We start from the raw sequence: 20,288 nt of genomic DNA, 5'->3' as shown, positions 1-20,288 counted from the left end.
GCGATGTCGACCAGCGCCTCGGAGCCGGCCACCGGTGCGCATCTCCTCGTCCAGGACGGTGTCGCCGCGGACCCGCCCGCACACGCGACCGTGATCGCCTCCCTCCTCGCCCTGGCCCGGAGCGATCCGCGGCGCCCCTTCCTGACCTGGTGCCCGGACGACGGCGGCCCCCAGGTGCTGACCTACGGCGGTCTCGAACAGCGCAGCCGCGTACTCGCCCGCGCTCTCACCGGCCGTCTGCCGGCGGGGGCCACCGTGGCCCTGCTGCCCGGCAACGACATCCCCTCGGTCGTCGCGGTCTTCGCCGCACTCCGCGCCGGGATGCCCTGCCTGTTCCTCAACCCCGGCGACCCGTCCCGGCGGCTGCGGTCGATCCTCGACGAGCACCCGGTGGCCACCGTCCTGTGCTCGCCCTTCGCCGGCCCCGAGGCACGGCAGGTCGCCGACACCGTCCTCGATCCGGACGACGACCCCCGGGGCGACCCTCCCACCGCTGTCGGCCTCCCCGGTGACGGCACCGTACCGGCGAGCCGACCGGCCTTCCTGTTCGGCACCTCGGGGTCCACAGCGGCGAGCAAGCTGGTGGTCCAGCCGCACCGCGCGCTGACCAGCAACGCCGAAGCGGTGCGGCGCCACCACGATCTCGACGGGCACACCACGCTGCTGGGCGGGCTGCCGATCCACCACGTCAACGGTGTGCACTTCACCCTCGTCGCGCCCGTGCACGCCGGCGCCCACGTGGTCCTGCCGCAGCACATCTCGCCGTTCACCTACCGTGCGCTCCTCGACACCCACCGGCCGCACATCGCCAGCGTGGTGCCACCGGTCCTGCGGATGCTGCTGGCCACCGGGCGCGGCTGGCGACCGCCGGCTTCCCTGCGCTACTTCGTGTCGGCCGCCGCGCCGCTCACCAGGAGTTTGGTGCGCGAGGTGGTGGATGTCCTCGGCGTGTGGGTCCTCCAGGGGTACGGGCTCTCCGAGGCGACCAACTTTTCCACCACCGTGCCGCACGATCTGTCCGAGGCCGCCTACCGCGCGGTGATGCTGGACGCCGACATCCCCTCTGTGGGCGTCGCCGTGCACGGCAACGAGGTGGAGGTCTTCGGCCCGGGGCACACCCGGCTGGGCGAGGGCGAGCCGGGGGAGATCCGGATCCGCGGCCACAACGTGATGGAAGGCTACGCGGGCAGACCCGACCTGACCGCCGACGTCCTCGCCGGTGGGTGGCTGTGCACCGGGGACATCGGCTACTGGGCCACGGGCCCGGACGGACGCAGGTACTTCCACCTCACCGGACGCACGAAGAACGTCGCGAAAGTACGCGGAGAGAGCGTGTCCCTCGAAGAGGTCGAGCGGGCGCTGCTGTCGATCCCGGCCGTCGACGACGCCGCCGTTCTGGCCCTGCCGCACGAGACGTCGGACGAAGAACTCCTCGCGCTCGTCGTCGCGCCGGCCGGTGACCTGTCGGTGATCCGCGCCCGGCTCGCCCGGCTGCTCCCCGCAGTGGCCCTGCCTGCCCGCTGGCAGGAGCTCGACCGCATCCCGCGCACCGCCACCGGAAAGCTCCAGCGGCCCCGGCTCGCGGAGCGCTTCGCGCACCAGGCGGCCAAGTGAAAGGGACCTTCCGGGAACGCCCGGACCATCCGCATGTCGCGCTGCGGGACAGGCTCCTCGACCAGGGGCGCGGCTACGACCTGCCCCTCACCCCGCTGCCCGGCCGGGCCGACGCGCCCTGGGAGACCGCCCGGGCGGTCCTGGACGCCCAGGTGCGACCGCACGGAATCGGGCTGCTCGACCTGGACAGGGTCATGTCCAACGAGGAGTTCCTGGCTTTCGGCGCGGTCCTCGGCACCGCGCAGCCCGAGCGGTCCGCCGACGTCGCCGGCATGGTCGACGACGGTGTGATCCTCAACCTGCGGACGTGCCGGCCCGCCACCGCCGACCCGGCCCGGCAGCCCTTCGCGGCCAACCCGCTGACCCTGCACTCCGAGAGCAGCGGCGCCCCGGTGGCCGCCCAGCCGCGCTACATCGTGCTGATGTGCGTTGCGGCGACAGAGCAGAAAACCGCCGGGCAGACCGTGCTGGTGGCCATGTCCGACGTCCACGACGCACTGTCCCCCGGCACCCGGAAACTGCTCGGGCACCTCCGCTACGACCGACCCGGGGAGGTACCGGCCGTCCTGCGCCACTGCGACGGGCGTCCCGTCTTCTCCCTCCGCGACTTCCACCACACTCCCATGGACTGGACCCTCGACACCCGCGCCGACGACCCGGCCGAGGTGAACCGTGCCCTCGCAGAGGCGTACGCCGCCCTGTACAGCAGGCGCTGTTCCGGCTTGCGCTGGGTGCCCGGACGGCTCGCCGTCATCGACAACACCAGGTACTTCCACGGCCGTACCCGTGCCCCGGAGCCGGCACCCGGCCGCGTCCGCCATCTCAAGCGGCTGCGCGTCCTGACCGCGAGCGGCCGATGACGAGCACACAACTGGTGCTGTTCGCCGAGCCGCGGCAGCCCCGCCCGGCGGTCGAGCTGCCCGTCACCCTGGCCGGGGCCCGTCCGGCGCACGTGCCCCTGGCGCCCCTGCGGCTGGACTTCGGCCCGGACGAGCACCTGGCCGAGGTGTACGAGCGGGCCGGCGACCCGGCCGACCCGGCCGAGCTGCGCGACCTCTACGTGGGCCGGGCGGAGGACATGCTCGGCGCCCGTGCGGCCCGCCCCGGGCTCGCGGAGCGGTGGCGGGCCGCCCGTCCGCGCCGCTCGGTGACCCCGGAGGAGATCCTGTCCTCGCGTGCCACCGTCCGTTTCGTCAAGGAGATGTTCAACCACTACTTCCGCGACGACCTCTACGGCTCGCTGCGCCGGCCGGGCCAGCTGATCCTGTCGTCGGGGTCCGTGGACGAGGAGGCCTGGGGCCTGCCCGCCACGGTCAAGGACTGCATCACCTACGCCCTGGACCGGGACTGGTACGGATACTCGGACTCGCGCGGCCGGGAGCCGGCCCGGGAGGCGGTCGCCGCCTACGAGTCGGCGAGACTGCCCGGGGCGCACTACGACCTGCGCAACGTCGCACTGACGATGGGCGGTACCTTCGCGGTCCACAGCATCGCCGACTTCGCGCTGACCGACCGGACCACGTCGGCACCAGCCCTGTGCGCCATACCGAACTACCCGCCACTGGTCGAGTCCCTGGCTCGGCGCGTCGGCACCCGCCTGGTGCCCACTCCGTCGGTGGGCGGGGTGACGTCACTGGCCCCCCTCATCGAACAGCTTCGCCCGGACACCCCGCTGGTGCTCCTCCAGACCGCGGCCAACCCCACCGGCGCCCTGGTGGACGAGGCCGAACTGGAGACGCTCATCCGACGGACGAGCCCCGGCACCCTCGTCGTCCTCGACGAGTGTCATGAGTGGCTGGGGCCGCAGCCGCACTGGTCGCCCGCCCGCGCCGCCGACAACGTGGTGCGGGTGAGCAGCCTGTCCAAGAACTGGTCGGCTCCCGGCCTCAAGGTCGGGTGGCTCCTGGCGAGTTCCGCCTTCATCGACGCGTACTACGAGTACGCGTCGAGCAGCTACGGCGGTCCGCCCTCGTTCTTCTACACGGCCATCGAAGTACTGGCCCGGATGGAGCGCTGGCGCCTACAGGGACGGGAGACGGCGGGCCCGGCGGAACTCGCCGAGTTCGAGAGCGGATACGGCCTGACCGTCGACGGCCTCGGCGCCGCCTACCGGAGCTACGCGGAGGAGCGCGCCGAACGGGAGCTGACGCTCTGCCGGACGCGGGACGAGGTGACGCGCCGGCTGCTCCTGCCTGACACCGACGTCACCGCGGCCCGCTACTCCATCAACCTCGCGGTCGGCCTGCGCGGTTACCCCGACTCCTACCTTGCCTTCAGGGAGCTGTTGCACCGTCAGAACGTGTCGGTGTTCCCGGGACTGCTGACGTTCTGCCTGTCCGGCGGACTTGTGCGGGTGACCACCGCACGCCGCTGGAGCGAGCTGGCACCCGCGCTGTCGCGCATGGAACGCTTCCTCGGCGAGCGCCGGCCTGCCGGGTCAATTGCGGCAGAAGGGTAGCCGGCCCAGGAGCCGGGCCAGGGCGAGCGCGAGCGGAGCCGCAACGGCCGAATCGACCAGCGGACGCACCGTGCCGGCGATCCGCGCGGCGGTCGGCACGGCGACCGCTCCCACCGCCCGGGCCTCCTCGTCCCCGTCGGCGGCCACCACGATCAACGGCGACCTCGCCGCCGTGCGCCGCGCGAACTCCAGGGCCTGTGCCCGGTCGGGGCCCGGAGTGAGGAAGAACAGGACGGGATGGTGTACGCCGTGCCCGAACCGGTGCACATGCCACCAGTCCTCGTCATCGGTCGCCATGGCCGGGACTCCGGCGATCTCGCTGAACTTGGCCGCCAGATAGCGGGCGGTGCCCAGTGCCGAGACCGGGGAGACCACCTGGACCAGCGGTGCCGGTGAGAGCAGCCGAGCCACGGCGCCGGCGCCGGCGCGGGCCCCGAGGATCACCGCCCGCTGCGTCCGTGCGAGCAGGCAGGGATCCAGGGCGGCCGTCGCGCCTGCGTCCGCCCCGCCCCAGGCGTGGGCCAGGTGCAGCAGGGACAGCAGCGTGGCCTGGTAGGTGCGGATGCCCGGGGACGGGGCGGACGGGCCGGGGTCGAGGACCACCGCGGTGTCGGCGGCCCTTGCCAGTTGCCCGTCGGCCGCGCAGGTCACCGCGACGGTGGGGTGGCCGAGCCGGCCGGCCGCCGCCATCGCCTCCAGGACGGTCGGGTTGCCGCCCGAGGCCGAGATGCCCACGACGGTCGCCGGTTTGCCGCACACGGCCTGTGACGGCACCCGGGTGAGGAACTCGCCGCCCGACATGGCCCGGCCCCGGATGCCCGCCGCAGCGAACGCCGGCAGTGCCGCTATCGATGCGTACAGCGAGTCCCCGCTGCCGAGCAGCACCAGCCGCCGGGGCGCACCCAGGCGGCGGGCCGCCGTCGCCGCCTGCGCGGCCGGCGCCGAGAGGGCCAGCAGGTCCTCGGGCAGGGCGGAGGTCTGCCGGTGCACCTCCTCCAGGCTGTAGGCGCGGGCGCTCATCGGCCGGCCTCGTGGACCAGTGCGGCGAGCCGCCGCACCCGGTCGACCTCAAACCTGCCGCTGCCGTCGTCCGCCGTGAGGCAGCCGCTGACGAAGGCCCCGTCCGCGTCGGCCAGCAGCCGTGCGGCGCTGTCGTGCGTGACGAAGCCGCCCAGCATGACCGTCGCCTGCGGCGCCCGGGCCCGCACGTCGGCGATCTTCTCCAGGGTCGCCTTCTCGTCCGGGTGGGCGAGGCAGACCGCGTCGGCGCCGACCTGGATGGCGCGCCGGGCGACCCCGCCGGTCGTCTCGTCCTGGCCAGCCCACCGGAAGTGCATGGAGTCGATGTCGGCGACGAGACGTACACCGAAGGCGTCCAGCGCCCTGCGGTACTCCATGATGCGCAGGGAGTCGGGCTGTACCCAGCCGTGCGTGGACAGGGTGGCCCCCACGAGCGCGTCCGCGCGGACGAAGGACGCGCCGGTGACCTTGGCGACCGCCAGGGAGGCCCGCACCGCGTGCCGCATGATCTGGACGCCGAGGTGGAAGCCGTCCCCGACCTCTGCGGCGACCCGTGCCGCGCACAGGGTCATCGCGGCGATCCGGGCGGGATCGGCGTCGTCGTCGACGGTGTACACGCGGTCCACCGTCTGTAGCAATGCTCCATCGGCTCCCCCGGCACGTAGCGCGGCGGCCGCCCGTACCGCGTCGTCGACGATGGCGGGCAGGGAGTCCGGGACGTGGAACGGAGTGCCCGGAAGCGGCGGCAGGTGGATCACGCCGTAGAGCACCTTGGGGCGGGCGGAGGCCGGGTCAGTCGGCGGGGCGGGGCAGGCCGAAGGCGTAGGTCGTGACATGGGTGTAGGTCCTTCCCGGAAGCAGGACGGCGGAGGGGAACGCGGGATGGTTGGGAGCGTCCGGCCAGGCCGTGGGCTGGAGACACAGCCCGGCGCGCGGCCGGGGGAGATGGTCTCCGCTGTACACGGCGAGCCCGGGCTGGTTCGTCTCCAGGCGCAGGGCCCTGCCGCCGGCGGGGTCGCGGAGTACGGCGGCCGTCCCGCCGTCGGGCCGCAGCACGAGACAGTGGTCCAGCGCCGTGGAGCCGAGGGTGCGGGGCTCGCGCGGGTCGAGCCCGCAGCGGGACACGGGCAGCAGACGTCCGGTGGGCAAGAAGTGGGCGTCCGTTTCGAGTACAGCGTCGGCGTCCACTTCGAGGGTGTGGCCGTCGGCGGTGCCGCCGCCCGACAGGTTCCAGAAGGCGTGCAGAGTCAGCCCGCACAGCGTCGGCCGGTCGGTGGTCGCCGCGTACCGGACCACGAGCCGGTCGTCGGTGTGCAGCTCGAAGGTCGCGGTGCAGTGCAGCCGGCCCGGATAGCCCTGGTCGCCGTCCGGGCTGCGCAGGCTCAGCGTGATGCGGCCCGCGTCCGGCCCGCCGACCGCGTCTCCGTCCCACACCTGGGCGTCGAAACCGCGCGGGCCGCCGTGGATGTGATGGCTTCCCTCGTTGAGGGCGAGCTGGTGCACGCGGTCGGCGACGGGAGCGCGACCCCGCGCCACGATCCGCGCGTAGCGGCCCATCGTGGATCCCACATACGCCCGTCCGGCGCGCTGCTCGTACGCCTTGAGGTCGGGGAGCCGCACGACCAGATTGGTGCGCGAACCGCCGTCCGCCACCGAGACCTCGACCAGGGTGGCGCCGTAGTCCCACACGGCCACACGCATCCTGCCGCTGTCGAGCCCGTACTCGTGCACCGCCCGGCCTTGGGGCTCGTCGGCGGTGTGTCCGACGGGCCGGCTCCAGGCCCGGACCGTCGTCATCGCGGTCCGCCCTCCGGGCCCGTACCGCGGGGGATGGGCAGCTGTAGCCAGGTACGGCGCGGCGCGGTGTCCCTGGTGGCGTGCCGGACGAATCCCAGGGTGGTCAGCAGGGCGAGGACGTCGGACAGATCCGGGTTCGCCTCGGCGCGCAGCGCGTCGGCTCCGGCGGCGGTGGCCCGTTCGATCGCGTGCCGGATGGCACGCAACCCGAGGAACGGGTCGGGAAAGCCCGGACGGACGGCTAGGCGCTGCATGTACCAAGGAGTGCGGGAGTACGGCAGCCGACCGGCGTCCGCGTCGAACGAGGGCATCGCTCCCACCGAGACGGTGGCGACGGGTAACCCGTCCACGGTGCCGAGGCGGACCGAGCCCTGCTCGACCAGGTGCCGGGTCGCAGCCGTCCGGCGGTGGGGTGCGGGGGTGCCGGTACGCAGTGCGGCGGCCCGGTCCGACTCCTCGACCAGGGCGTGCACGGTCTGCGCGTCCCGCGCCGTCTGCCAGTACAAGGTCATCGTCATGCCAATTCCCTCAGGGCCGGGGCCACTTCGGTGGCGAAGCGTTCGACGGTCGTGAAGTCCAGCGGGGGACGCACGCCCAGCAGGAAGTCGCGGACACCCAGTTCGACGTAGGGCGCGAGCCGGTCCAGGCACTGCTGGGCGGTGCCGAAGCCGATGTACTCCGCCAGGTCGGCCGGGTGCCCGACGCTCCCGCACGCGACGGCTTCGCGGGCCTGCCGGGCACCGCGCGCGTCTGCGGTGATGACGGCCCGGAAGGTGACGGAACGACGCACGGAGGAGGGGGCACGGCCGATCCGCGCGCAGTGTTCGTCGAGTGTCGCGGCCGCGGCGGCGTAGGACGCCGGCTCCAGGGCGAGGCAGTTCCACACGTCGGCGTGCTCGGCGGCCACGCGCAGCAGGTGTGGGCCGCGGCCGCCGATCACCAGCGGCACCCGGTGCTGCACCGGCCGGGGGTTGAGATGGGCCCCGCGCAGCGTGAAGTGCTCACCCGCGAAGTCCACCGGGCCGCCCTCCCACAGCGCCCGGACGATACGGCAGGCCTCGTCGAGCCGCTCCAGGCGCACGCGGGGCGGCGGCTGCTCGATGCCGTACTGGGCGAAGGCGAGGTCGTCGCCGCCCGCGCCCAGACCGAGTTCGAGCCGTCCGCCCGAGACCTGGTCGACGGTCGCGGCCGCGATCGCCAGCAGGGCGGGATGGCGCCAGGTGACCGGTGAGACCAGCATGGCGCATCGCACGCGCGGGGTGACCGCCGCCAGCGCGGACAACGCCGTCATTCCGTCCAGACACGGCCCGTCGGCGCCGAATATCGGCGGACGGAAGTGTTCGAACAGGGAAACCCAGTCGTATCCAAGGGACTCCGCCGTATGCCAGAGAGTCCGGAGCGACGCAAAGTCCGGGTACTGCTGGCCCGAGTGGAGGCCTATTCGCAAAGCCGGGGGATCGTCCACTTTCTCTCTTCCCGAGGGGTCTCTACAGGGATTCATTCTTGCCGGGGCGGCGAACCGAGCCGGTGATCAACCAGGGACGAGCGCTCAACTCCCGTTTGCCTCGAAAGGCGTGACGGGTGAATAGACTCCGCGATATGTCTGGCGGAATCGAGTTCACCAGCCGACTTCCGTATTTCTCGATCCGTTTCGCAATTGCCTTGCCAAGCCGGCGTCACGCCGCGGGCAATGGCACAGGGAATCCGCGGCCAGGGGAAGAGGCCGGAGGAAGGAGGGACAGAGCCGTGAAGCACACCGCGCCGCACTTCACGGACGCCCCGACGGTCCGGTACGCGGACGCCGTACGGCAGCGGTGCCGGCTGATGGGCGCGGCGTGGGCCGCGGGGCCGGCGCTGTGCTGCCGGCTCTGGGCGGTGCAGCTCGTGCGCGCCGTGCTGCCGACCCTCGGCGGCCTGGCGACGGGCTGGCTGGTATCGCTGCTGATCTCCGCACCGCACGAACGCGGGGAGCTGGGCGTGGCCGTGGCCCTGTGCTGCCTTCTGCTACTGGCCGGCCAGGCGGCCGACGCCTTCGCACCCGCCGTGGAGTTCAGCGTCTCCCAGCGGGTGGATGCCTGGCAGCGGGACCGGATCGCCGACCTGATGGGCCGTCCGCCGGGCATCGCGCACCTGGAGGACCCCGAGGTGCAGGACCGGCTCGCCGCGGCCACGCTGAAGGGACTGCCCGGCTGGGCCTCGTACACCTTCGGTACCGCCGCGGTGGGTCAGATCGTGCTGGTCACCAGGGTGGCGGGCGCCTGCCTCGCCACCGTGGTGCTGGCCGCCGGGTTCTCCTGGGCGTGGGCGCTCGCGCTGCTGGCGTCGACCCTCGTCGTGCGGGCCCTCACCCGGCGGGAATGGCTGGCCCAGCACGGCACGGTACGGCGGCTCGCCCCCCCGGCGCGGCGGTCGAACTACTGGGCGGACGTGGCGGTCATGCCGTGGGCGGCCAAGGAAGTGCGGATCTTCGGTATGGCCGACTGGACCCTCGGCCGCTTCCGCGAGACGACGAGCGGCCGGGCGGGTGGCCTCGCCCGGGTCCGGCTGGGGCTGTTGCGCCGGTCCGCCGCCACGTCCCTGTTGCTGGCGTCCGGGGTGGCGGCCGTCCTCGCGGCCCTGGCCGGGGCGGCCGCGTCGGGGCGCATCACTCCCGGCTCCCTCGCCGTCCATCTCGGGGCGCTGTGGGGTGTCGTCGCGGTCCACGGTATGGACGTCGAAGCCTTCGACGTGGCCTTCGCGGGTCTTCCCACCCTGGCGGGGCACCGGGAACTCCACGCCCGGGTGGCGAGGACCAGCCGGCCGACCCTGGCCGGGACGGCGCACACGGCCCCTCCCCGGCCCGTGCGCGGCAGGCCGCCGCACGTCCGCCTGGAAGCGGTCGAGTTCCGCTACGGGCCCACCGGCCCCCGTGTGCTGGACCGGCTGGACCTGGAGATCGTCCCCGGTGAACTCCTGGCCCTGGTCGGGGCCAACGGCGCCGGGAAAACCACGCTGACCAAGCTCATCACCGGCATGTACGGGACCACCGGGGGCCGGATCACGGTCGATGGCGTGCCGTTGACGCCCGACTGGGCGCAGGACTGGCGGACGCAGGTGGCGATCGTTTCCCAGGAGCCCGTGCACTACGACCTGTCGTTGCGCGACAACGTGCTCCTTGGCGCACCCGCGCACGGCGTCGACCACGACCTGCTGGAAGCGGTCGCGGCGCGGGCCGGGATCGAGGACCTGGTCGGGAAGGCGGCGGCGGGCTGGGACACGCCGCTGTCCCAGAGCCACCCGGGCGGCATGGACCTCTCCGGAGGCCAGTGGCAGCGGGTGGCTCTGGCGCGGGCTCTGTACGCGGTGGCGCGGGGAGCCCGGCTGATCATCCTCGACGAGCCGACCTCCCACCTCGACGTCCGCGCCGAGTCGGCCGCGTTCGACCGCGTCGCCGCCACCGCCGGGGACGCGAGTGTCCTGTTGATCTCCCACCGTCTGTCCACGGTCCGCCGGGCCGACCGGATCCTGCTGCTCGACGGCGGCCGGATCACGGAGGCGGGACGGCACGACGAACTCGTCGCCCGCGGCGGCACCTACGCGGAGATGTTCGCGGCCCAGGCCGCACGCTTCGGCGAGTCGGCCACGACGGAAGGCCGGGCCTCATGACCCGGCTCGCGGCGATCCGCTGGGCCTATGCGGTGGCCTGGCGGGAACAGCGGGGCGCCGTCGTGTCCCTGCTCGTCCTGCAAGCCGTCGACGTGACGGCCACCGCGGGCTTCGGGCTGGCCATGCGTGCGGTGATCGGAGCCGCCGTGCGCGGCGATACCGGGGGCGCCGTGCTCGACTCCGTACTCGCAGCCCTGTGCTGGGTGTGCACGGCCGTCGGCGGCTCCGCCCGCACCAACCTGATCCTGCTGCTCGCCGAGACGGTCGCCGTACGCCTGGACGAGCGGTTCCTGCGCAACGTCACCCGGATCAGCCGGCTGGACGAGCTGGAGAGCGCGGAGAACGCCGACCGGACGGCGGTGTTGCGCGGCGGTGCCGACCTGGCCGCCACCTATGCCTGGCGGCTGCTGGACGTGGCGGTGACCGTGCTGCGCCTGGCGGTCGTGCTCGCCCTCCTCGGCACGGTCGCGCCCGCCATGACCACCCTGCCGGCGGCCCTCGTCCCCGTGCTGTGGCTGCAGCGGCGCGGGCAGGCGCGGGTGTCCCGCAGTGTGCGCGCCTCCGGGCCGGACACGCGGCTCGCCGAGCACCTCTCCACCCTGCTCACCGAGCCCGGCCCGGGAGTGGAGATCAAGGTGACCGGGGCCGGGCCGCGGCTGCGCGAGCTGGCGGGCGCGGCCTGGTACCGGCTGACACGCCGGCAGGAGCGAGCTCGGTACACGGCGGCCGCGCTGGCCGTCCTCGGCTGGACGGTGTTCACGGCTGTCTACGGGAGCGCCCTGCTCACCACCGTGGACGCGGTGACTGCGGGGCAAGCCGGACCCGGGGACGTACTGCTGGTGGTGACGCTCGCCGCGACCTTGTGCGTACAGACGGAGAACGCGGTGACGACGCTGCAACGGCACGTGCAGGGCGTCCACTACCTCGACGCCTTCCGCCGTCTGGAAGCTCTGGCCGCTTCGGCCGAGGGGCCGGGAACGGTGCCGGTGCCGCGACGACTGCGTGACGGCATCGTCCTGCGGAGCCTCACGTTCACCCACCCGGGCGCCGCGACCCCCGTCCTGCACGGCATCGACCTGAACCTCGTGGCCGGCTCGACCGTCGCGCTCGTCGGCGAACACGGCGCGGGCAAGACAACCCTCGTCAAGCTGCTGTGCCGGCTGTACGAGCCGACCGGCGGCGGCATCAGCGTCGACGGACGGCCACTGGACGGCATCTCCGCGCAGAACTGGTGGGCTCGCACGACCGCGAACTTCCAGGACTACGCGCGCTTCGCCTTCCTGGCCAGGGAGGCGGTGGGCGTCGGGGACCCGACCGCCCTGGACGACCTGCCCCGGATCGAACGAGCCGTGCTGCTAGGCGATGCCCGGCAGGTCGTCGACCGGCTGCCCGCCGGCCTGGAGACACAGCTGGGCGCGACCTTCGCCGGCGTGGAACTCTCCGGAGGCCAGTGGCAGCGCATCGCGCTCAGCAGGGCGTTCATGCGTCAGGACCCCCTGCTGTTCGTCCTCGACGAACCGGCCGCCGCCCTGGACCCGCGGAGCGAACACGACCTGCACCAGCGTCAGATGCGGGTGGCCAGGCAACTGGCCCGGCAGTGGGGGACGGTTTCCCTGGTCGTCTCCCACCGTTTCTCCACCGTGCAGATGGCGGACCACATCGTGGTGCTGCACCACGGCCGTATCGCCGAACAGGGATCCCATCACGAGCTGCTCGCCCGCGACGGCATGTACGCCGAGCTGTACCGCCTCCAGGCCGACGGATACCGGCCGGACGTGCCCCCCGCCCGTGCTGCGGGCACCCCGACGCCCCAGCCCGGCCCTTCGATGGAGAGGGAATGATCCTGCACAACGCCACGAAGCCGCCCCGCCATCCCCGGCTGGTCGAGAGACACAACGCCACCGCACGCGCCGTGACGTGCGGTCCGACGCTGGTGGAACTCCTGGACGAGGCCGCCGCCGAGAACCCCGATCTCCCCGCGCTGCGCACCGTCGAGGGAGTCTCGCTCACCCACTCGGAACTCGTACTGGACAGCGAGCACCTCGCCCACGGCCTGGCCGGGCTCGGGGTGGCACGCGGCACCCCGGTGGCCGTGCTGCTGGATCACACACCGGAAGCCGTGGTCGCCCTCCACGCGGTCGTCCGGGCGGGCGGCCATTATGTTCCGCTCGACGTGCGATGGCCCGTGCAGAGGATGACGGACATCATCAGGACGTTGGCGATCCGCCATCTGATCGTGTCGGCGGGGCTGGAGCGGACCGCGTTCGAGGCGGCCGCCGCCGAGTCCGGTCTGCGGACCGTGGTCGTCGGCGCCGCCCCGAGGAAGGAGCAGTCGTCCGGCGTCGACGCCGCTGCACCGGCGGCCCCCGCGCGTCCCGAGAAGACCCTGGAGATCCGCAGGCTCGTCGGCCCGAGCCCGGTGGCCCGGGCGGACGGGCTGTGGCACGCTCTGGCGCGGCACGGTCTCGGCCCCGGACCGGTGCCGGACGGAGTCGACCGCAGGGCCGTGCTGGACGAGGACTTCCAGGGCCTGCGCTCGGTCGTCCTCGCCGACGCCGTCCGCGAGCTGCCGTCACCGGGCGCGCTCCGGGAGATCCTCCACCTGCTGGCCGACGCGCTCCCCGGGAGAACCGAGATCCTGATCACCGGCATCCACCAGCCCCTCGGCAGGGCGTCGGCCGAGGGCCCGCTGCGCATCCCGCCCGGCTGGTGGGCCACGTACGCCGCCGGCTGCCCCGGAATGGCGTACGAGGTACGGCTGCCCGAGACGGACGCCTCCGCCGGCCACGAACCGGCGTACGAGGTGGTGCTGCGGGTCCCCGCCCGGACGCCCGCGTCGATGGTGAGGCCGGAGCGCGGAACGGCCGAACTCCCCTGGCACGCCACGGAACTCACCGGCGGCCGGCTCCCCGAACGGCCCCGGCCCGACGACCTGGCGTACATTGTCTTCACCTCCGGCTCCACCGGAATACCCAAGGGCGTGGCGGTACGCCATCACAGCGTGCTGAACCTGGTCGACTGGTTCAACCGGCGCAACGGAATCGGCCCGGCCGATGTGCTGCTCCAGACCGCGGCCTTTAGTTTCGACCTGTCCGTCTACGACGTGTTCGGTCTGCTCGCGGCGGGCGGCAGCCTGCTGATGCTGCCGCACCGCGACCTGGCGGAGCCGGACCTGGTCGCCGAGGCCCTGGCCGGACACGGGGTGACCCTGTGGAACTCGGCCCCGGCGGCCTTCACCCGCACCCTGCTGTTCGTGCCGCAGACCCCGACCGCGCACCGCGACTGCCTGCGCCGTGTCTTCCTCAGCGGCGACTGGATCCCGCTGGACACGCTGTCCACGCTGCGCCGTGAGTTCCCGGGCGCGACCCTGGTGGCCCTCGGTGGCGCCACCGAGGCGACGGTGTGGTCCAACGACTTCGTCGTCGACCGGGTCGACCCGGGCTGGCGCAGCATCCCGTACGGACACCCGATGCAGAACGTCCGCTACTACGTGCTGCGCGACGATCTCTCCCCGTGCGCCGTCGACGAACCCGGTGAGCTGTATATCGCGGGCGACTGCGTGGCGGTCGGTTACGTGAACGACCGGGAACTCACCGAGAAGCGGTTCCTGCCGGACCCCTGGGCCACGGAGCACGGCGAGGACGCGCCGACCACACCGGCCGGCCGCATGTACCGCACGGGTGACCGGGCGAAGTGGACCTCGTCCGGCTGGGTCGAGTTCCTCGGCCGCGTCGACGCGCAGGTCAAGGTCCGCGGCTACCGGATCGAACTGGGCGAGATCGAGCACGCGGCAAGGCAACTGCCCGACGTCGACGAGGCCGTCGCACTGACCGTCGGCAACCCACGGGATCCGGTCCTGGCGGTCGCCATACGCACCCGGGTCGCACTGCGCGGCGACGAAGTGCTGCGCGGTCTGCGCACCCGGTTGCCGGAGTACATGGTCCCGGCCCGCGTGCACCTGGCCGACTCGCTGCCCGTCGGGCCGACCGGAAAGGTCGACCGGGCGGTGCTGAGTCGCATCCTGCGCACCGGAGCGGGCCGGCACATACCTGAGGGGAAACAGTGAACACACTTGTGGACGGGGCTACGTGGCCGACGGATACAACAGGGTCACACGGGCTGCCGGACTTCCTCTCCGTGCCTCGGCGCGACCCCAAGCCCCGGCAGCGGGGTGTCACACACGTCCTGGACAAGGGCACGCCGATCGCGCTGCTCGAAGCCTTCCTGGGTACCCAGGCCCATCTCATCGACTACCTGAAGATCGGCTGGGGCACCGCCTACATCGACCCGGTACTCAGGGAACGGATCGCGCTGTGCTCGGCGGCCGACGTACGGCTCTGTCTCGGCGGCACCCTGTTGGAGGTGTCGGCAGCGCAGGGCAGGATCGCCGAACTGTGCCGCTGGGCCTCGGCTGCCGGCGTACACGCCCTGGAGGTCTCCAACGGCCTGCAACTGCTCACCCCCGCCGAGAAGGCGCGGCTGATCCGCACACTGACCCAGGACTTCGTCGTGCTCGCCGAGACCGGCGCGAAGTCGGACGACGTGCCCGTCGTCGCGGACGACTGGGTGCGCGAGCTGGAGGCCGACCTCGACTCGGGTGCCGACCTGGTCATCGCCGAGGGCAGGGAGAGCGGCACCGTCGGCCTTTACGACACCCGCGGTGACGTCCGAGCGGATCTGGTCGAGGCGATCGCCCGTCGGCTGCCGCTGGACCGCATCCTCTTCGAGGCCCCGAGAAAGTCCCAGCAGGTGTGGCTGATCAGCCGGTTCGGCAGCCAGGCCAACCTCGGGAACGTGTCCCTGGAGGAAGTCCTGGCCCTGGAGACCTGCCGGCTCGGACTGCGCGCCGACACCGCCGGGGCGCTGACCATCGGAGGGCACCATGGCGCCTGACGGAGGTACCCTGTCCGCCGCGTCGCAGCCGGTCGCGCCGCACCGGGCCGGCCTGCTGGGCCCACCCGCGCCGAACACGGTGAGCCGCCCCTACCGGGGGTTGTCCGTGCAGGAGACCGACGTCCCGCTGACCACCGAGGCGCTGACGGCTCATCTCACCGGCCGGGAGGTATACCGGCGCACCGACTACCTGGTGCTGCGCAACGGCGACGACCTGGCCCTGGTCCAGGTGCGCAGAGAACCGAGCATCGGACTGTTCGAGACGGTGGCGGAGGCCGCTGTGCTCGCCGGGCCCGGAGAGACGGTGTGGATCGATGCGCCCGGCACCGACGTCGGCAACGCGACGGCGCTGGCGCAGGTGGCCGCCGCGCACCGGGCGGCCGGCATCCGCGCCTATGTGGTGCGGGGGCTGTTCGAACACGTCAACTTCATCTGGGATCCGCAGCCGCTGCGGATCCGGGTCGGCGAGGTGGTGCCGCCCGAACCGCCGAAACTGTACGCCATGGCCCGGCAGGCCCTCGCCTTCGACGAGGAACTTCCGCCGATCGACCTCCAGTTGGAGGCCATCGACATCGAGCGGGAGGTGGCACGGCATCCCGCCCCCGCCTATCTGCTGCCCTGCCGGGGAAGCGGCATCGACCTGGACGTCCCCGTCGCCTTCCTCGACACCCGCCCCGCCCGGCAGAGCGACTGGCTGCTGGTCGGCTGTGAACGGTCCGCGCAGTTCCATCGCCATTTCTACGGTGACGCGCCACCGCGGGCGGACATCTGCCCCCGCCGCCGGGCGCCACAGGACGGCGAGCTGCGGCTCACCAAGTGCTGCCTGCTGGAGCGCGGCATCGAGCACCGGGACAAGACCGTGGTGGTCCCCTGGGGGGCCAACCTCGGCGAAGTGCTCGGCGCCCTGCGCCTGCTCGCCGGACTCACGGACGGCGCCCCCGCACCGAACACAGAAGGGCGATGACGATGAGCGCACACCTATGCGACTCGTTGCTCTACGGGCATCTGTGGAGCACACCCGAACTGCACGAACTGCTCGACGACGAGGGACGTATCGGCGCCTGGCTGGACATCCTCACCGCGCTGGCGCTGGCCCAGGCCGACTCGGGGATCATCCCGGCCGACGCCGCGCGGCAGATCGCCGAGCACGCCCGCCCCGAGCGGATCGATCTGCGGGAACTCGCCACCGAGACCCGGGCGACCGGCCACTCCACGCTGGGCCTGATCCGCTGCCTGCGGCACCGGCTCCCCGCTACCGCCCGCGAGTGGGTCTACTACGGCGCCACGGTTCAGGACCTCTCCGACACCTGGCACGCGCTGATCGCCCGCCAGGTCATGGCGATCGCCGACCGGGAACTGGCCGCCCTGGTCGACAGCTGCGCCGACCTCGCGCGCCGGCACCGGGACACCGTGATGTGCGGCCGGACCCATGGGCAGCCGGGGCAGCCGGTGACCTTCGGGTTCAAGGCGGCGGTGTGGGCCTCCGAGCTGGCACGGCACCGGACGCGCCTGGCCGAGGCCGCCGAACGTATCCAGGTGGTCCAACTGGGCGGCGCGCTCGGGACCATGGAGTTCTGGGGCGCACGCGCTGAGCGGCTCCTGGCCCGTTTCGCCGAACGGCTGGGCCTCGGGGCCCCGGACATGGCCTGGCTCACGGCCCGTGACCGCGTCGCCGAGTTCCTGAACCTGCTGGCCCTGGTCACGGCGACGCTCGCCAAGATCGGGCAGGAGGTGTACACGCTGCAACGCCCGGAGATCGGCGAACTCGGCGAACCCTGGGAGCCGGGCCAGGTCGGCAGCATCACCATGCCGCACAAACGCAACCCCGAACTGTCCGAGCATCTGGTCACCCTCGCCAGGGTGGTCCGCTCCAACGCCGCCCTCGGGGTCGAGGGCATGGTCCACGAGCACGAACGCGACGGCCGTGCCTGGAAGACGGAGTGGCTGATCGTCCCGGAGGCCTGCATGCTCACCGGGGCCGCGCTCTCCCTGGCCCGGCGCCTGCTGAGCGGCCTCGAGGTGCACCCCGAACGGATGCTCGACAACGTACGGGAGCGTGGCGGCTACCTCATGTCGGAGGCCGTGATGCGGACGCTCGCCGAACGCCTCGGCAAGCACACCGCGCACGAAGTCGTGTACGAGGCCGCACTCGCCGGCCGCCGCGACGGCGTGGGGCTGCGGGCGGCGCTGCTCGACGAGGCCAGAGTGACGGAGGTGCTGTCGCCCGACGAGATCGACGACAGTCTGGATTCGGGGCGCTCCGTCGCTGCCGCCGGCGTGTTCGTCGACCGGGTGCTGTCCTCCCTGGCGGCCGCTCCGGGTGGAGCCGGCGCATGAGCCCCCTCGACGCGCTGCCGCGCCTTCCCCTGGTCAACGCCCCCACGCCGCTGCAGCCCGCCGCGCGACTCTCCGCCGTACTGGGCACGGAGGTCTGGTTCAAACGGGACGACCTCACCGGTGTCGGCCTCGGCGGGAACAAGGTCCGTGCCCTGGAGTACCTGATCGCGGATGCCCTGCGCGACGGCTGCGACAGCCTGGTGACCGGGGCGGGCCCCCAGTCCAACTGGGCCACGCTGGCCGCGGTGACGGCGTCCCGGCACGGGCTCGAACCCCACCTCGTCTACTACGGACCGCCCGTCGCACCGGTCGGCAACCATGCCCTGGCCGAGCTGGTCGGCGCCGACATCCGCTTCACCGGGAGCACGGAGCGGACATCCGTCGACGCAGGCATCGAGACCCTGACCCGGGACCTGCGCGCGCGGGGGAGGCGGCCGTACGCGCTGCCGCGCGGCGGGGCGACCCCGCTCGGATCCATCGGCTATCTGCGGGCGAGCGGTGAACTGGCCGACCAATTCGACGAAGCCGGGCTGAAACCGGAGTCGGTCTGGCTGGCCACCGGCTCCTGCGGCACTCAGGCGGGTCTCGTGGCCGGAGCGCGGATGTGGGGCACCTCCTACCGAGTGACGGGCGTGTCGGTGAGCCGTCCGGTGACCGAATGCGCGGCGCGGGTCACCGAACTTGCCGACCAGGCCGGACGGCTGGCCGGCCTCACCGACACCGGCGCCGACGACGTCGAGATCCTCGACGGCCTCGCCGGGTCCGGCTACGGCAGGCCCTCGGCGGCCGGCACCGAGGCCGCCCGGCTCGTGGCCCGCACCGAAGGAGTCTTCCTGGACCCCGTGTTCGGCGCGAAGGCCATGGCGGTACTCGTCGACCGGGCTCGTGCGGGGCGGCAGCGCGGTCCCGTCGTCTTCCTGGTGTCCGGTGGTGCCCCCACGCTCTTCGGCTCCCCGGGGACATCGTTGCCGCCGACTCCGTCCGATTCCCCTGAGAGGCGACCGTGAGCACGACGAGACCCGAGGGATACCTCGGCGCCCAGGCCCGCATCACCCGCGGTCCGGCACCCGAACTGGTCGAGGCCGGATACGCGGTGGAGACCGCCGACGCTCCGCTGCTCCACCACGGTCTGGGTCTGGCCGATCTCGCCCATCTGCTCGCCCTGCACGAGGCGGGCGTGGTGCCGACCCGGGCCGCCGCCGCCCTGTCGGCCGAACTCCTGAGGATCACCGAAGCACCGGCCGAGGCATTCCCCTACGACCCGGTGTACGGCGACGCCTACAACAGCCGGGAGCGCGAGCTGGAGCGCCGGCTGGACACCGCCGCCGGCTGGCTGCACACCGGGCGGACCCGGCGCGAGGCGGGGCGCATCGCCTTCCGTGTCGCGCTGCGCGGACGGCTGTTGGCCCTGCACGAGGCCGTGGCGAAGTTCGTCGCCGTGGCCGGGGCGCGGGCCGACGCCCATGCCGACGCCCTCTGGGCCGACCACACCTACCTGCAACCGGCCCAGCCCTCGACCTTTGGGCACTACCTGGGCGGATTCGGGGAGGAGGCGGTACGGCACCTGGACCGTATAGAACAGGCCTTTGCGCTGGTCGACCAGGCGCCCGTCGGGGTCGGCGGGGTGGGCGGATCCAGGATCGCACTCGACGCGGCGCGGACGGCGGCGCGGCTGGCCTTCACCGACCGGGGGGCGCACACCCGCGACATCATGTGGGCGACCGACGGGGTGACCGATGCCGCCCTCGCCGCGGTGCAGGCCGCCATCACCGCCGACCGGTTCGCCGAGGACATGGAGATCTTCACGAGCCCGGCCTTCGGATACGTCATCCTGGACGCGTCGCTGTGCCGCGCGTCGGTGCTCCTGCCGCAGAAGCGCAACCCGTACGCGCTGGCGGTCGTCCGGGCCGGCGCTTCCGCTCTGATCGGCACGGCCGCCGGCCTCCTGACGACCGCACGTACCCCGTCCGCCCGGACGGACAACTGGCTGCACACCTACCGCCAGGTCACCGAGGCGGTCGATGGCGGTCGGCGCACGGTGGAGCTGGCCGCGCGGGTGATGGACACACTGGAGGTCGACACGTCGGCCCTGCGCACGGCGGCCGGGGCGCATTTCACCGGCGCCGCCGACCTGGCGGAGGAACTGGTCCTGCGCTGCCGGGTCGACTACCGGTCCGCGCACCGGATCGTCGGCGCCGCCGTCGCCCGGGCCCTCGACGAGGGAGTCGCCACGCTCACCCCCGCGGACCTGGACGGTGCGGCCAAGGCGGTACTCGGCCGTCCCCTGACGCTGGACGAGGCCTTGCTGCGTGACGCGCTCGACCCGCGAGCCATCGTCGCCACCCGCACCGTGCGGGGCGGCAGCGCACCGCAGCAAGTCCGGGCCCACGCCGAACGGCTGGCGGAGCGCGCCGGGCGGGCGGCCGACTGGTCCGCGGTCCACCGGACCCGGATCGACACCGCCGAGGAACGGCTGCTCGCCGAGGCGAGGGCCCTGGCGGCGCGCGTTCCCCCTACCTGACCG

At 73.0% G+C, this 20,288-nt stretch carries 16 protein-coding genes; 11 read left to right on the top strand and 5 right to left on the bottom strand.

Annotation, left to right across the window (positions count from 1 at the left end; all coding sequences use genetic code 11):
* Positions 1–3 precede the first annotated feature (3 nt).
* From QHG49_RS09265 to QHG49_RS09255, 3 genes are read left to right on the top strand one after another with little or no spacing between them, the layout of a single operon-like run.
* Positions 4–1,614 (top strand): class I adenylate-forming enzyme family protein, encoded by a 1,611-nt coding sequence (locus tag QHG49_RS09265; protein ID WP_159705743.1) that lies wholly within the window; start codon positions 4–6, stop codon positions 1,612–1,614.
* On the top strand, positions 1,611–2,474 hold the full coding sequence (locus tag QHG49_RS09260; protein WP_159705745.1) for a TauD/TfdA family dioxygenase: 864 nt from the start codon (positions 1,611–1,613) through the stop codon (positions 2,472–2,474). Before QHG49_RS09265 ends, QHG49_RS09260 begins: the two co-directional genes overlap by 4 nt.
* On the top strand, positions 2,471–4,072 hold the full coding sequence (locus QHG49_RS09255; protein WP_159705747.1) for a pyridoxal phosphate-dependent aminotransferase: 1,602 nt from the start codon (positions 2,471–2,473) through the stop codon (positions 4,070–4,072). The genes QHG49_RS09260 and QHG49_RS09255 overlap by 4 nt, the downstream gene beginning before the upstream one ends.
* Here the strand turns inward: QHG49_RS09255 and QHG49_RS09250 are convergent.
* Genes QHG49_RS09250 through QHG49_RS09230 form a run of 5 tightly spaced genes read right to left on the bottom strand, consistent with a single transcriptional unit; the run spans position 4,052 to position 8,390 of the window.
* A complete protein-coding gene (locus QHG49_RS09250) occupies positions 4,052–5,092 on the bottom strand; it encodes an SIS domain-containing protein (protein WP_159705749.1) in 1,041 nt (346 codons plus the stop codon). The genes QHG49_RS09255 and QHG49_RS09250 overlap by 21 nt on opposite strands.
* Positions 5,089–5,862, bottom strand: coding sequence for a BtpA/SgcQ family protein (locus QHG49_RS09245; protein WP_159708629.1), 774 nt, complete (start codon positions 5,860–5,862; stop codon positions 5,089–5,091). Before QHG49_RS09245 ends, QHG49_RS09250 begins: the two co-directional genes overlap by 4 nt.
* 22 nt (positions 5,863–5,884) lie before the next feature.
* Positions 5,885–6,889, bottom strand: a complete 1,005-nt coding sequence (locus QHG49_RS09240) for an aldose epimerase family protein (protein ID WP_301488509.1) — start codon at positions 6,887–6,889, stop codon at positions 5,885–5,887.
* Entirely contained in the window at positions 6,886–7,407 is a 522-nt protein-coding gene (locus QHG49_RS09235; protein WP_301488507.1) for a hypothetical protein, read from the bottom strand. The genes QHG49_RS09240 and QHG49_RS09235 overlap by 4 nt, the downstream gene beginning before the upstream one ends.
* Positions 7,404–8,390, bottom strand: a complete 987-nt coding sequence (locus QHG49_RS09230; RefSeq protein WP_301488505.1) for an LLM class flavin-dependent oxidoreductase — start codon at positions 8,388–8,390, stop codon at positions 7,404–7,406. The genes QHG49_RS09235 and QHG49_RS09230 overlap by 4 nt, the downstream gene beginning before the upstream one ends.
* A gap of 245 nt (positions 8,391–8,635) precedes the next feature.
* Between QHG49_RS09230 and QHG49_RS09225 the strand changes: the two genes are divergently transcribed.
* The 8 genes from QHG49_RS09225 to QHG49_RS09190 all read left to right on the top strand — a co-directional run bounded on the left by QHG49_RS09225 (position 8,636) and on the right by QHG49_RS09190 (position 20,285).
* The gene (locus QHG49_RS09225; RefSeq protein ID WP_159705756.1) at positions 8,636–10,534 is read left to right on the top strand and encodes an ATP-binding cassette domain-containing protein; all 1,899 of its coding nucleotides are present in this window, start codon (positions 8,636–8,638) and stop codon (positions 10,532–10,534) included.
* Positions 10,531–12,375 carry an ABC transporter ATP-binding protein gene (locus QHG49_RS09220; RefSeq protein ID WP_159705758.1) on the top strand — a complete coding sequence of 615 codons (1,845 nt, stop codon included), beginning with the start codon at positions 10,531–10,533 and terminating at the stop codon, positions 12,373–12,375. The genes QHG49_RS09225 and QHG49_RS09220 overlap by 4 nt, the downstream gene beginning before the upstream one ends.
* Positions 12,372–14,600 (top strand): amino acid adenylation domain-containing protein, encoded by a 2,229-nt coding sequence (locus QHG49_RS09215; protein WP_159705760.1) that lies wholly within the window; start codon positions 12,372–12,374, stop codon positions 14,598–14,600. The genes QHG49_RS09220 and QHG49_RS09215 overlap by 4 nt, the downstream gene beginning before the upstream one ends.
* A gap of 71 nt (positions 14,601–14,671) precedes the next feature.
* Positions 14,672–15,427 (top strand): phosphosulfolactate synthase, encoded by a 756-nt coding sequence (locus QHG49_RS09210; RefSeq protein WP_201300685.1) that lies wholly within the window; start codon positions 14,672–14,674, stop codon positions 15,425–15,427.
* Positions 15,417–16,391: a hypothetical protein gene (locus QHG49_RS09205; RefSeq protein ID WP_201300686.1), complete on the top strand. Its 975-nt coding sequence runs from the start codon at positions 15,417–15,419 to the stop codon at positions 16,389–16,391. The genes QHG49_RS09210 and QHG49_RS09205 overlap by 11 nt, the downstream gene beginning before the upstream one ends.
* 2 nt (positions 16,392–16,393) lie before the next feature.
* Positions 16,394–17,764 (top strand): adenylosuccinate lyase family protein, encoded by a 1,371-nt coding sequence (locus QHG49_RS09200; protein WP_301488499.1) that lies wholly within the window; start codon positions 16,394–16,396, stop codon positions 17,762–17,764.
* The gene (locus QHG49_RS09195) at positions 17,761–18,771 is read left to right on the top strand and encodes a 1-aminocyclopropane-1-carboxylate deaminase/D-cysteine desulfhydrase (protein WP_301488497.1); all 1,011 of its coding nucleotides are present in this window, start codon (positions 17,761–17,763) and stop codon (positions 18,769–18,771) included. Before QHG49_RS09200 ends, QHG49_RS09195 begins: the two co-directional genes overlap by 4 nt.
* Positions 18,768–20,285 carry a lyase family protein gene (locus tag QHG49_RS09190; RefSeq protein ID WP_301488495.1) on the top strand — a complete coding sequence of 506 codons (1,518 nt, stop codon included), beginning with the start codon at positions 18,768–18,770 and terminating at the stop codon, positions 20,283–20,285. Before QHG49_RS09195 ends, QHG49_RS09190 begins: the two co-directional genes overlap by 4 nt.
* Positions 20,286–20,288 lie beyond the last annotated feature (3 nt).

Source organism: Streptomyces sp. WP-1, from assembly GCF_030450125.1.
Taxonomy (GTDB): Bacteria; Actinomycetota; Actinomycetes; order Streptomycetales; family Streptomycetaceae; genus Streptomyces; species Streptomyces incarnatus.
Note: the sequence above shows the minus strand (reverse complement) of the source record. Positions and strands in the feature narration are given on the sequence as shown.